The sequence below is a fragment of the Pseudolysobacter antarcticus genome, from assembly GCF_004168365.1.
Taxonomy (GTDB): Bacteria; Pseudomonadota; Gammaproteobacteria; order Xanthomonadales; family Rhodanobacteraceae; genus Pseudolysobacter; species Pseudolysobacter antarcticus.
Genome location: NZ_CP035704.1, coordinates 946,893 through 960,291, shown reverse-complemented (window position 1 = coordinate 960,291; position 13,399 = coordinate 946,893). Strand labels below are relative to the sequence as shown.

The following is a 13,399-nucleotide window of genomic DNA, read 5'->3' as shown; positions in this document are numbered from 1 at the left end:
CGGCGCGGTTTCATCAACGCAACTTTTGATCCACATCCGCGATGCGCGGATTTTGCGGATCGATTTCGCGCGCATTTTTCAGCGCACGAAATGCGTCGGTCGGCACACCATCGGCCATGCGTTGCTCGGCCTGGTCGAGATAGGCATTCGCCAAGCGCCGGCGCATCGCCGACAGACCGGCCGCATCGGGTTCGCTATCCGCCAGCGCATCGAGCTGGATGCGTGCCTTGCCCGGCTGGTTGCTATGTAGCTCCCGTTCGAACAATTCACGTGCGCGTTGCGGCAAGCGTTTCAAGCCATCCAGCGCCTGCGCATTGTTGCCATCGATCGCGAGCACCGCGCGAAATTTGTCGAAAGCGCAATCACCCGGTGGCACGATCAGGTTGCCAGTGGCCAAAGCACGATTCGCTTGCAGCAACAATTGCCGGATTCGATTCTGCTGCTCGGGCGAAATTTGCGTACGCTGGTTTTCGATGTCGAGTTGCTCGCGTGCTTCACGCAGATGATTGCGTGCTGCTTGCAATTCGGCGCCCGTGTTGCCAAGTTTTTCGGCATGGCTCAACAACTTGTCGGCAACATCGACGTGGTTGTCATCGAGTGCTGCATTCGCCTGTACGATCAACGCCTGCGCGACCGCACGCAAGCCCGCCTTGGCGCGCGCATTGGCGGGATCACGTTTCAGCAAGTCCTGAAAAATCGCCTCGGCAGCGCCGTCGTCGCCACTGAAATGTCCGGCATGCAATTCCGCTTCGCCGCGCTCCACGCCCTGCGTCAGTGCCGCAGTTTGATCTGCCTGCGCGTCGCTGCGCGCCTTGGCGAGTTGACCGCGCAATTCCGGCACGTCGGGATAACTCGCATTGAGTTGCGCGAGTTCGCCGATGTGCTGGTTGGCGAGATCGAGTTTGCCGGCAGCGATCGCATCACGAGTCTGGTTGGCGAGTGCGGCCGCAACTTTTTTCAGGCCGTTTTGCGCGAGCGCATTGCCGGCATCCGCGCTTGCGACTTGCTGGTACAAGGACGCCGCACCGCCCGCACCAAGTAACTTGCCGGCGGCAAGAGCGGCATCGGCTTTTTGCAAAACCGCCTCGGTTTGGCTACCGCGCGATTCAGCGGCATGCAGATCAGCCTGGAATTTTTCGAGCTCGGCGCCACCGGCCAACAGCTCCTGCGCGCCATCGAGCATGATATGCGCCGCCGGGTAATCCTTGTTTTGCAACGCCTCACGCGCCTGCGCCAGCATATGCAAACCGACCTGATCCAGGCCCGCGCGCGCCTGTTCGTTATCGGGTTCGAGCACACGCACCGACTGGAACAATTCACGCGCGCTATCGCCATGCGTACCGCTGAGCTTGTTTTGCGCCAAGGCCTGATTGCCGCGCGCAATGAGGTCGTTCAGTTCGGTATTCGGCAGCAGCCGGCGCAACTTTTCCTGGTTGAAATATCCGAGCGCCGCGACCGCGACAATCCCGATCAGCAACCATAACCAGAACCCACCGCCGCGCCGTGTTGAGCTCGACCCACCATGCCGCGTGGTTCGCACATCGGCGCGCATCACCGCGCGTTGGCTCACAGCATCCTGCGCCGCATCGATGCTGCCGAAGCGAGGTTCCTCGCGGGTGTGTGATGGCCGGTTGCGCGGAGTTTCGGTCATGGGCGAAAAGCTTTTCGATGAGATGTGATAACGCACTGCAGCGCTTCGATCATCCAACATTAGCACGCGCTGGCTGAATATTCGGCAGCGCCAGAGCTCAGGCCAAGCGTCGCGCCTCGATGATATTCGGCACGCCCGAGAGCTGTGCCAGCAACGCGCTGAGCTGGCCGTAGTCGCTGACGCGCAGCGCAAAACGCATCGTCACGATACCGGTTGTATTGTCCACGCGCGCATCGACCGCCAGCATATGCACGTTCGCGGCGGCGATCACCGTGGTCACGTCCTTGTGCAGTGATTTGCGATCGTAACCGCGCAATACCACATCGACTTCGTAGGACTGCGCGCGCGTGCCGCCCCACTCGACTTCGATCACACGATTGGCGTCGCGCGCGCGCAGATGTGCAAAGCTGCCGCAGTCGGCGCGATGGATCGATACGCCGCGTCCTTTGGTGATGAAACCGACGATCGCATCGCCCGGCAGCGGTTGGCAGCAGCGGGCGATCACGCTCAACAGATTACCGACACCCTCAATGGTGACGGCATCGCGTGCGGTGCGTGGCAACGGCGGCGGCAACGTCGGTTTCGGCAGCTCGCGCGGTGTCTGCTGCTCGTGCAGCGCGCGCGCCAGTTGACTGGTGCCGATATCGCCGATGGCCAATGCCACGAGCAATTCTTCGTGGGTCTGCAGCTGGAATTTTGCCGGCAACAAATCGACATCCACCGTGCCCAGCGCGAGACGTTTCAGCTCGCGCTCGAACAACGCACGACCAGCGGCGAGATTCGCATCCAGATCGACATGCCGGAACCACGCGCGTACCTTGTCGCGCGCCCGATGCGTGTGCAGATAACCGTGATGCGGACTTAGCCAGTCACGATGCGGCTCGATCACTTTGCCGGTCAGTATCTCGACACGATCGCCGGTCGCCGGCTGGAATCCGAGCGGCACGATACGACCGTTGACCTTGGCGCCGCGACAACGATGGCCGACATCGGTGTGCACGTGATAAGCGAAATCGAGCACGGTCGCGCCGCTCGGCAAATCCATGACCTGACCACGCGGCGTCAAAAGATAAACGCGATCTTCGAGCATGTCGGTGCGAAAGCCCGCGAGTAGCGCGCTGTCAGCATCTTCGCGTTCGTCCTTGCTTTCGAGCAGCTGGCGCATCCACGCGATCTTGCGCTCGAAACTCGCGTCGCCACCGCCGCCTTCCTTGTAGCGCCAGTGCGCGGCGACACCAAGTTCGGCGTGCGCATGCATGTCGTGCGAACGAATCTGGATTTCCAGCGTCTTGCCTTCGGGGCCGATCACCGCGGTATGCAGCGATTGGTAATTGTTGCCCTTCGGGTGCGCGATGTAATCGTCGAACTCGCCCGGCACATGCGACCATAACGAATGCACGATGCCGAGCGCGGCGTAACAGGTGGCGACATCGCTGACCAGCACACGGATCGCGCGGATATCGTACAGCGCGGAAAAATCGCCACCCTTGCGACTCATTTTGCGCCAGATCGAATAGATGTGTTTCGGTCGGCCGGCGAGTTCGGCGGCGATACCGTTCTCGGCCAGCGCGTGATGCAGATTCGCGATCGTGGTGCGGATGAAAGTTTCGCGATCTTCGCGGCGCTCGTCGAGCAGCCGCACGATGCGCAGATAAACTTCCGGCTGCGCGTAACGCAATGCCAGATCTTCCAGCTCCCACTTCAGTTGCCAGATGCCGAGTCGATTCGCCAGTGGTGCATGGATATCGGCGGTGAGCTTGGCCAGCGCGCGCTGCTGTTCCGGCGGCAGCTGACCCGCACTACGCAAACGCACGAGTTGTCGCGCGAGCAGAATAAATACCACGCGCAAATCGCGGATGATCGCGAGCAATAGGCGACGCAAGCCTTCGGCATTGCCACCGCTGCTGTGCGCGGCATACAACGACCAGACCTTTTCCGCGGCCTGTTGGCCTTCGAGCAAATCGCGCACGACCGCGGGATACGGCGCCAGAATTTCGCGCGTCACTTCAACCCCAGCCAGTTGCAGCGCGTGCAACAGGGTGGCGGCCAGCGTGTCGTTATCGGAGTTGAGCTGCTGCAACTGACGCAGCGTGGCGATCAGCTCGGTTTCGCTGCTATGCAACTTGTCTGTCGCTGCCGCCAGACTCAAAGCGAGGTCGAGCGCATCTGTCGCAGGCGATGGCGCGATTCGCGCCGCGCCCCAGGTCGCTACGGTCAACGGAATGGATTGCGGATTTTTCACGCGATGATTCTAGCGTGGATCAGGACACACGCTCGGGATTTTCATGAGCAAAAAAAACGCGGCCCGGAGGCCGCGTTCGAGTGTCGATTGTGCAACGCGATTTATTGCGGAGTCGGAGCGACGGCTGCCCCGACATTATTGCCTAGCGGAATTTCGGCAATATTGCTCGGCGAGAACAAGGCCGCGAGAGCGAGCAACTCGCCGGGATTCGGCGTAATGCCGATGTTGTACTGGCGGAAAACGATGAAACGAATTTGCGTCGGCAAGCTGCTCGAATTCAGCGTCTGGGTGAAGTTGATATCCCCGAGGGTCGTAGAAACAGGGCAGAGCGTGTCCGTCGTGCTTCCAGCCTGACACCAGCCACCGCCAGTGTTATTGAAAACGCGTGTGTTGTAACCATCACGCAGCACGAAATTCGCCGACTGCGCTGGGGTAGGAATCTTTATATCGACATAAAACTTATAGTAGCCAGGGGGCGGAGTTGCTTCGACCGTGACGGTAACTGAGCTGTCGTAGATATCCGGTGTCGCCCCCACGGTGTAGTCATGATCAAAATTATCCACAAAAATATCGCTGGTAGGCTTGCGCACACCATTGGCGTCGGTGACATAACAAACCAATGGAGGTGTGCCCAGAGAAGAGTCGGCCTGCAACACATACGTCGCTGGCGTTAACGACGTTTTATATTGAACATTGGTCAAGCCAACCGATGGCGTTTGCACAGGCACACCGCTTTGCGGCACCGTGTAAGGTCCGAAGACAAAATTCGAATAGACCGGATTTATCAGGCCGCCGTTTTGCCCGCCGGCGGCTGCAGGCCCGGTATTTGCGCACAGCACAGGCTGAGATACGGTGAGCGTGAATAGGTTGGAACCAGTCGCATAATTGTTGATCGTCGGGACGTCCTCTTCCTGCAAATACAGCGGAAAACTGCTCGCGTGCGCCAATCCACCGATCAGACCCAAAACCCCGCCAAGTGCCAAGAAACGAAATTGCATGCGATTTACTCCAACCGACATCATGTAAGACTTACCCGGAAACCACATAGCCGCAAGGGCGATTGAACGTCCTTCCACAGGCTTTTGGCAAAAATTTCCAGCAGCACAGCGCGCCAAGTTTGAGCGCGTTATGCTGCAGTGATGCACAAAGTATAGGTCAAATACAAGCAACCATTGTTAAATTGCTGTATGTGCAGGGAATATTCCATGACGATGTTGGCAAATTGTGACATTTGCGACGAATTCCGCGCCTTCAAACAGAGCCATTCCACAAGTAAAATCCCGGCTTCCCGTATGTGATGGCTTCCATCCACGTGCCGCATTGCACAACAATCTGATCGTCATATTTCATAACCGACTGATTTCGACGATGCGCGTCGAGCGGCGTTGCCGTTACAATCTCAGTTTGATTCAGTTGCGACAAAACTGTCGCCAATCTTTTAAGAGGTTTCCATGAAATTGAGACTTGCGAGCATCTTCGGCCTGACCTTCGGCCTGCTTTCCGTGGCAAATGCAGTCAGTTACTCCAGCCTGGAAGAACGCATGTCGCAAGGCGAAATGCACGCCACAGGGCTGGACAAGCTCAGTGCCGCCGAACTCAAATCGCTCAACGACTGGCTGCAATCGCACAGCACTGGCACTTTGACCAAGGCGCACGCTGTGGAAGAGACGTTCTATCCGGAAGCCTCAGACAAAGTCACGGTGAACGATCAAATCGATGGCCAATTCACCGGCTGGCGCGGCAAAACCACGTTCAAACTAAAGAACGGCCAAGAATGGCAGCAAGCCGAATCCGGCACCGGCTGCCTGAATTACCACACCGCCGATGCGAAGGTCACGATCAAGCCGATGCTGATGGGAAGCTGGTTGCTGTATGTCGACAATACCGATTGCAATCTGCGCGTGAAGCGCTTGAAGTAGGCAATCTCGACGTCGAGCCGGAGCTGCTATCGCCAGCGTTTCCGGCTCGCTTATTGTTGTTGCAAGATTTCGAGCAGGCGGCTCAGACGCTTGCCCGATACGGCTTCGGCGGTTTTCAGCTCCTGCGCAAATAGCGATACCCGCAGCTCCTCGATCAGCCAGCGCAATTCATCCAGACCAGCGTCTGCGCTGCTGCCACGTTCTGCACGCAAGGCGAGGTACGCGCGCCAATACGGTTGCACATTGATCATGCGCGCCTGATCGCGCACGGGATCCTGGCGTAATCGTTCCGCACGCAGACGCATCGCGCGCAGGTACCGCGGGTAGTGCGCCAAGCGCGCATTCTCGACCTCGCGCAAAAATCCCGAATGTAATAGTTCAGCAAGTTGCTCGCGCAAGTCATCGTAGTTCGCGCGCGCAAAACCGAGCAGCGGCGGCTCCAACCAGGGTAGCAATTCGATATACGCGGCGATCACGGCTTCGCCAAGTTTTAATCGAGCAACGGCAGTAGGGAAAATTGCGCGGCCGACATCGTGCTGCAAATGCTCGAATACCACGCGCGTACGCACGTTGAGATCGACCTCGGCACAACAACTTAAAAATGCGGCCTCGATCAAATCCTCACGCAGATGTTCGATGCTGCCGAGGGCCGCATATTTGAGGCCCAACGCCGGACTCAACGGCAATTGTCGCCGCGCTTGTTTGATCCGATCCGCCAGACCGCGACGCAGCAGGCGTTGCACACCGAGACGATGCTGCATCGCCGCCTCGGAAAAACTCTCAAACACGCGCAAGGCAACCGTCTCGCCGAGATCGACCAGCGCCGGAAACGCCTGCAAACCGCCGGCCTCGCCGAGTGTTACCGGAATCTCGTCCATGTCGAATTCGCTGACATGCTCGCGTGTGATCGCGGTATCGGTGCGACGCGAAAACGCAGCGCGCGCGGCGGCGGCAAACTCACGTTGCAGCTCTGGCAGATCACGGCCTTGCGCCACCGTTTTGCCATGCTCGTCGAACACGCGCAGGTTCATGCGCAAATGCGCATCGAGCGCTGTCTCGTCGAAACTGTCAGGCGTAATCGCCACGCCGGTGGCACGCTGCAGAAATGCCGCCAATACCTGCGTCAGCGGGCGCAGTGCGGATGCTGCCATAGCGCCCGATTGCGCTTCGCAAAATGCGCGCGCGAAATCCGGTGCCGGCACGAAATTGCGACGAATCGCCTTCGGCAAGCCGCGAATCAACTCAGTCACTTTTTCCGCGAGCAAACCCGGCACCAGCCATTCGATCCGTATGGCATCAACCGCATTCAGCAAGGCCAGTGGCAGATGCAGGGTCACGCCGTCCGCCGCATCGCCCGGCACAAAACGATACTCGAGTTTGAGCGATGTTCCTGCGAGCTCGAGCGCGGCCGGAAATGCCCCCGCGCCGATGCCGGCAGTCGCTACCAACACATCATCGAGCGACCAGCGCATGGACGCTTGCACTGCCGGACTCGCCTGTTTGTACCAAGCGTCCAGCGCCGCCGCAGTGCAAATATCCGCGGGCAATTTAGGATCGAAGAAAACGCAGAGTTCGTCATCGCTGCGCAACATGCCTTGACGTCGTTGCTTGGCTTCGAGCTCGTGCGCTTCGTGCAGCACACGCGTGTTGGAGCGCAGGAAATCGGCGCGGCAATCGATCTCGCCGGACACCAGCGCTTCGCGGATAAATACTTCGCGCGCCTCGTGCGCATTCTGTTTCGCATAACGCACCGCACGCCGTTCGACCAGCGTCAGCCCGAACAAGGTCACCTGCTCGAACGCCATCACTGCGCCCTGCTTGCGCGACCAGTGTGGATCACGCCAACTGCGTTTGAGCAGATGCGCGCATTGCTGCTCGATCCACAGCGGCTCAACACGCGCGTTGTTCAGCGCATACACGCGTTGCGTATCGAGGATCTGGCCGGTAAGCAACCACGCCGGGCCGTGTTTGGCGAGTGCCGAACCGGGGAATATCTGGTATTTCCGTTGCCGCGCACCCTCGTATGCACCACGCTCGTCGCGACGTGCCACTTGCGTCGGCCAGCCTGACAGCAGACAGCGATGCACGGCCTCGAAACTTGCTGCTTCGCTATTCTGCGACCAGCTCAACTCTTGCGTGATCAACATCAATTGCCGATGCAGTTCGCGCCATTCGCGCATGCGCAAATACGATAGAAAACGCGCTTGGCACCAGTCGCGCAAGCGCGATTGGGTGAGGTCTTCGTGCGCGGTTTGGTACGCATTCCACAACTGCAGCACACCGACAAAATCGGATTGCTTGTCGACAAACTCAGCGTGCGCCGCATCGGCCAATGCACGCGCTTCGCTCGGGCGTTCACGCGGATCCTGCGTACTCAGAAACGCCGCGAGCACATGCAGTTCGCGCAAGGCATTTTTGTCGCGTGCTTCGAGCAGCATACGCCCGAGTGCGACATCCACCGGCAATTTGGCGATAGTCTTGCCAAGCTCGGTAATCTTGCGTTGTGTATCGATCGCGCCGATCTCGCCGAGCTTGCGGTAACCGTCGGCAATCGCGCGCTCCGGCGGCGCCTCGACAAACGGAAATTGTTCGACTTCGCCGAGTCGCAAACTCAGCATGCGCAGGATCACGCCGGCCAGCGAGGTGCGCATGATTTCGGGATCGGTGTAGCGCGCCCGTTGCGAAAAATCATCCTCGCCATACAGCCGCACACACACACCCGCGGCGATGCGTCCGCAACGGCCCTTGCGCTGATCCGCCGCCGCTTGCGAGATCGGCTCGATGTGCAGGCGCTCGATCTGATTGCGCTGGCTGTAGCGCTTCACGCGCGCGGTGCCGGGATCGATCACGTAGCGAATGCGCGGCACCGTCAACGATGTTTCCGCGACATTGGTCGCGAGCACGACGCGCCGTTTCGGCCCCGGTTTGAACACACGATCCTGATCATTGCCGGACAGGCGCGCATACAACGGCAATACCTCGGTTTCGCGATATTTGCGTTTCTCCAGCGCGAGATGGGTTTCGCGAATTTCGCGTTCGCCGGCAAGAAAAATCAGGATATCGCCGAGGCCGTCCGACTGCGTGATTTCATCCACCGCCGCCACGATCGCATCGAGCTGGCTGCGTTCGACACGCTCACCGGCGGCATCCTCCCACGGCCGATAACGCACCTCGACCGGATAACCGCGACCTTCGATATCGAGCACCGGCGCGCCGTCGAAAAATTCGGCAAAGCGCGACGTATCGATCGTCGCCGAAGTCACAATCAGTTTGAGATCGCGCCGTTTCGCGAGCAGGCGTTTCAGGTATCCGAGCAGGAAATCGATGTTGAGGCTGCGTTCGTGTGCTTCGTCGATAATCAACGTGTCGTACGCGTTCAGCCAAGCATCGCCCTGCGTTTCGGCGAGCAGAATGCCGTCAGTCATGAACTTGATCAGCGCGTTTTCGCCGACCTGTTCGTTGAACCGAACTTGAAACCCGACCGTCGTGCCGAGCGGCGTGCCGAGTTCGTCGGCGACACGTCGTGCCACACTACGCGCGGCGATGCGACGCGGCTGCGTGCAACCGATCAGGCCATCCTTGCCGCGGCCGGCGGCGAGACATAATTTCGGCAATTGCGTGGTTTTGCCAGATCCGGTTTCGCCGGCGATCACGAGCACCTGATGCTTGCGAATCAGCTCGACGATGAGATCGGCCTTGGCCGTGATCGGCAGGCTGTCATCGAGCTGGATGAGCGGACGATTTTTCATCCTCTGCGCATATTTTGTACGCGCCTGCGCGATGCGTTGACTCAGCGCCGAGAGTGCTTGCGGTTTCGGTTCAGCCTGCGCGGCGAGACGATCCAGCTCACGCTTCAGGCGCAGCCGATCGACCAGTAACGTTTCGCGCAAGTCGGAGCGCAGCTGGTTCAGCGGATCGGTGCTAGCAACGGGAGAATTCACGCGGATATCAATCACGACAAGACGATTCAAACAGAGAGTCGATTTGCGGCCACACCACGCAAATTCAACGCATGCGATTCGCGATTCACAGACCGTATCGAACTCATCGTGACAATCGATTTTTTCTTGGCAAGGTGCTGCAGTATAGTGGCGATCACCTCCGCCCGAACTTGCAAGGAACCGCGATGAGCAAGATCAACAAAACCACCACCACGACCAACAACAAATCCAGCAACCCGACGCGCATCGATCTGAAGCCGAAACTGCGCGAGCGCATGATCGCCTTGCTCAACCAGCAACTCGCCGACACCGCCGATCTTTACAGCCAGGTGAAGCAGGCGCACTGGAACGTCAAGGGTCCGTATTTCATCGCGCTGCACGAGTTGTTCGACAGCCTCGCCGAAGGCATCGAAGAGCCGGTCGATACGATTGCCGAGCGCGTCACCGCACTGGGTGGTGTGGCAATGGGAACGGCACGCCTCGCCGCGCGCAACTCGCGCCTGCCCGAGCTGCCGCACGATAGCTACGACGGCATGAAAATGGTCGCGCTACTCGCCGATCGCTACGCGTTGCTCGGCGCCAGCACACGCGCTGCGATCGAGACGGCGGACAAGGAGGGTGATGCCGGCACCGCGGATTTGTTCACCGCGGTCTCGCGTGAGCTCGACAAGTCACTCTGGTTTCTCGAAGCGCATTTGCAGTAAGTTTCGCGCCATTCTTGATGTTCGAAAATCCCGGCACCGTGCCGGGATTTTTGCATGCGCTGCAATGCTTAGTTTGCTGCGATCAACGTTTTATCCGCAATCAACGCAACGTAAATACGCTTTGGGGGTCAAACCCGTGATCAAACGCATCATGCTGACAGTTAAAATTGGTGTCTTGGCAACCGCCGAAATCATTGTTAGCAGTCACACGAGGTTTTGTGCGCTATTTCTAGTCAGCGCATTGGCTGGCTGTGCTAGTCCGTCCGCACGATTTGTGCAGCTTTCGAATCTGGTTTCTTCGCCAACGGAATACGAAGGACAGTTCGTGGAGACGTGTGGGTGGTTCGTCCTGGAGATGGAGACCTGCACCGTTGCGCCGTCGAGATTTGAAGATCTTGCTGCTATTTGGGTTCTTCCCAGAACCGAAACGTGCGTACCCAATAATTGGTTCCCGGGAAAGAAGGGCTGGGCCCATGTTTCTGGCCGCGTCCAAACAGGTGGAGGCTACGGGCAATTCGGTAGCTATCAGTCAGTCTTAGTTGGTGGGAAGATTTCGAACTTTGGCAAAGAATGCGCTCCCCATTAGTAGCTCCTGTCCATGTCTGCGTGTGCCCAGCGGTAAACCCCAACTCTCGCGGCAGCGATCACTTAGCTTAAACGCCAGACATCCAATAAAAATCCGCTGCGCCGCTGCGTGCTTTGTTAGCATAGACAACATGACTACACGCGCTCGCGATACGCTCCGCAACATCTTTGGTTATCCTGATTTTCGCGGCGAACAAGAAGCCATCGTCGAGCATCTGGCCAGCGGCGGCGACAGCCTGGTGCTGATGCCGACGGGCGGTGGCAAATCCTTGTGTTACCAGATTCCGGCGCTGTTGCGCGATGGCACGGCGATCGTGATTTCGCCGTTGATCGCGCTGATGCAGGATCAGGTCGATGCGCTGGCGCAGCTCGGCGTGCGTGCGGGTTTGCTGAACTCCTCGCTGGATGGCCAAGCCGCCTACGCGGTGGAGCAGCAACTGCGGCGCGGCGAGCTCGACCTGCTGTATGTCGCCCCGGAACGTTTGCTGACGTCGCGTTTTCTCGCCCTGATGGACGAGGCAAAGATTGCGTTGTTCGCCATCGACGAGGCGCATTGCGTATCGCAATGGGGCCATGATTTCCGACCCGAATATCGCGAGCTAAATTTGCTGCACGAACGTTATCCGAACGTGCCGCGCATCGCGCTGACCGCTACCGCCGATGAACCGACGCGACGCGAAATCGTCGAGCGTCTCGGGCTCGAAGACGCGCGCCAGTTTGTTGCGAGTTTTGATCGACCGAATATCCGTTATCGTGTTCAGCAAAAGGACAATGGTCGACGCCAGCTCAAGGATTTTCTTGCGACGCACGACGGTGACGCCGGAATCATCTATTGCCTGTCGCGCAAGAAGGTCGACGAAACCGCGGCGTGGCTTTGCGATAACGACATCAACGCCCTGCCCTATCACGCCGGCATGGATGCGACGGCGCGCGCGACGAATCAGCGCCGTTTTTTGCGCGAAGATGGCGTGGTGATGGTCGCAACGATTGCGTTCGGCATGGGCATCGACAAACCCGATGTGCGTTTTGTGGTGCATATGGATTTGCCGAAAAGTATCGAGGGTTATTATCAGGAAACCGGTCGCGCAGGTCGTGATGGACAGCCCGCCGATGCGTGGATGTTGTACGGCCTCGGCGATGTGGTTTCGCTGAGTCAGATGATCGCCAATGGCGATGCCAGCGAGGAACGCAAGCGGCTGGAACGGCACAAGCTTGATGCGCTGATCGGCTTTTGCGAATCGGTGCGTTGTCGACGTCAGAGCCTGCTCGCCGCGTTCGGTCAACTTGCGGCGGACGCATGCGGCAATTGCGACAACTGCCTCGAACCGGCGGAAACCTGGGATGCGACGCTTGCAGTGCAAAAGGCGTTGTCGTGCGTGTATCGCAGCGGCCAACGATTTGGCGTGGCGCATGTGGTCGCGATTCTGCGTGGCGAAGAAAACGAACGCGTGCTGCAATTCGGTCATCAGCAACTTAGTACGTTCGGCATCGGCGCCGAGCTCAGCGAAAAAGAATGGCGCAGCATCTTCCGCCAGATGGTCGCGAACGGTTTACTCGAAGTCGATGTGCAAGGTTTCGGCAGCTTGCGTTTGAGCGCGGCGAGTCGTGCCGTGCTGAAGGGCGAGCAGCCGGTCGCACTGCGACGCGATGTCGAACAGAAGCGCGAGCGAACCCGCGGCAAAAAGGGCGGAAAGAACAGCAACGCGGGCAGCACGCTGCGCAGCCAGGATCAGGCGTTATGGGAAGCGTTGCGCAACCTGCGCGCGCAACTCGCACGTGAACAAAACGTGCCGGCGTATGTGATATTCCACGATGTGACTTTGCTCGCGATTGCGCAGCAGCGACCGAGCAACGAAGACGATCTCGGCCAGATCAGCGGCGTCGGGGCGCGCAAACTCGAGCGTTACGGCGAGCAGATTTTGACGACACTGAACCAGTTTTCGGCGTAAGCAATATCGCAGTTTGTTCAGGTCGCGTCGGTGTTTGCCGCGGCTGCCGCACGCGCTTCGAGAAATTCCTGCAATACCGCTGGCACGCTGGAAACCAACATCTGCCAGATCGCATTCACCGGCACGCCGCGACTACCGCCGAACAACATGCCCGCGGTAAATCCGCCGGTAATCAGCGTCGCCGCACGCAGAGTTTCGCCGGGCGTGCCGCGCCACAACGCCTGCGTGCGCGCGAGCTCGATCTGCGCATGTACAGAGCGCGCATTCAGTTCGTGTCGAAGCTGTTTCAAGCTGGCCATGTGCTGGTTTCTCCGTTCGCCATCGCGCCATCTTTCGATGGATTCTTGCTGCGTGCTGGCAGCGGTTATCAGCATAACGGTTTCCGGCGCCGCATCGCCATAGCAAAGC

At 59.0% G+C, this 13,399-nt stretch carries 8 protein-coding genes; 3 read left to right on the top strand and 5 right to left on the bottom strand.

The annotated features are described in order from the left end of the window. Positions 1-13 precede the first annotated feature (13 nt). The 3 genes from ELE36_RS04095 to ELE36_RS04085 all read right to left on the bottom strand — a co-directional run bounded on the left by ELE36_RS04095 (position 14) and on the right by ELE36_RS04085 (position 4,891). Positions 14-1,651 carry a hypothetical protein gene (locus ELE36_RS04095; RefSeq protein ID WP_129831880.1) on the bottom strand — a complete coding sequence of 546 codons (1,638 nt, stop codon included), beginning with the start codon at positions 1,649-1,651 and terminating at the stop codon, positions 14-16. A gap of 97 nt (positions 1,652-1,748) precedes the next feature. After that, on the bottom strand, positions 1,749-3,893 hold the full coding sequence (locus ELE36_RS04090) for a RelA/SpoT family protein (RefSeq protein WP_242512354.1): 2,145 nt from the start codon (positions 3,891-3,893) through the stop codon (positions 1,749-1,751). A 101-nt stretch (positions 3,894-3,994) separates the two neighbouring features. Beyond that, positions 3,995-4,891 carry a hypothetical protein gene (locus ELE36_RS04085; RefSeq protein WP_129831879.1) on the bottom strand — a complete coding sequence of 299 codons (897 nt, stop codon included), beginning with the start codon at positions 4,889-4,891 and terminating at the stop codon, positions 3,995-3,997. Between the two features lie 453 nt (positions 4,892-5,344). Between ELE36_RS04085 and ELE36_RS04080 the strand changes: the two genes are divergently transcribed. Continuing rightward, a complete protein-coding gene (locus ELE36_RS04080; protein WP_129831878.1) occupies positions 5,345-5,812 on the top strand; it encodes a hypothetical protein in 468 nt (155 codons plus the stop codon). Between the two features lie 50 nt (positions 5,813-5,862). Here the strand turns inward: ELE36_RS04080 and hrpA are convergent, their stop codons facing one another. Next, complete coding sequence (gene hrpA / locus ELE36_RS04075; protein ID WP_207215918.1) at positions 5,863-9,723, bottom strand: ATP-dependent RNA helicase HrpA; 3,861 nt, start codon at positions 9,721-9,723, stop codon at positions 5,863-5,865. A 215-nt stretch (positions 9,724-9,938) separates the two neighbouring features. On the opposite strand from hrpA, the gene dps reads away from it, so the two are divergent. Both dps and recQ read left to right on the top strand, forming a co-directional pair. Continuing rightward, positions 9,939-10,457, top strand: coding sequence for a DNA starvation/stationary phase protection protein Dps (gene dps / locus ELE36_RS04070; protein ID WP_129831877.1), 519 nt, complete (start codon positions 9,939-9,941; stop codon positions 10,455-10,457). 716 nt (positions 10,458-11,173) lie between these two features. Then, positions 11,174-12,991: a DNA helicase RecQ gene (gene recQ / locus ELE36_RS04065; protein WP_129831876.1), complete on the top strand. Its 1,818-nt coding sequence runs from the start codon at positions 11,174-11,176 to the stop codon at positions 12,989-12,991. Positions 12,992-13,008: 17 nt separating this feature from the next. Here the strand turns inward: recQ and ELE36_RS04060 are convergent, their stop codons facing one another. Next, entirely contained in the window at positions 13,009-13,290 is a 282-nt protein-coding gene (locus ELE36_RS04060; RefSeq protein ID WP_129831875.1) for a hypothetical protein, read from the bottom strand. Positions 13,291-13,399: the final 109 nt, after the last annotated feature.

Coding starts and splice junctions, on each gene's coding strand:
- ELE36_RS04095 (WP_129831880.1), bottom strand. CDS start 1,651: ATGACCGAAACTCCGCGCAACCGGCCATCACACACCCGCGAGGAACCT.
- ELE36_RS04085 (WP_129831879.1), bottom strand. CDS start 4,891: ATGCAATTTCGTTTCTTGGCACTTGGCGGGGTTTTGGGTCTGATCGGT.
- ELE36_RS04080 (WP_129831878.1), top strand. CDS start 5,345: ATGAAATTGAGACTTGCGAGCATCTTCGGCCTGACCTTCGGCCTGCTT.
- dps (WP_129831877.1), top strand. CDS start 9,939: ATGAGCAAGATCAACAAAACCACCACCACGACCAACAACAAATCCAGC.
- recQ (WP_129831876.1), top strand. CDS start 11,174: ATGACTACACGCGCTCGCGATACGCTCCGCAACATCTTTGGTTATCCT.
- ELE36_RS04060 (WP_129831875.1), bottom strand. CDS start 13,290: ATGGCCAGCTTGAAACAGCTTCGACACGAACTGAATGCGCGCTCTGTA.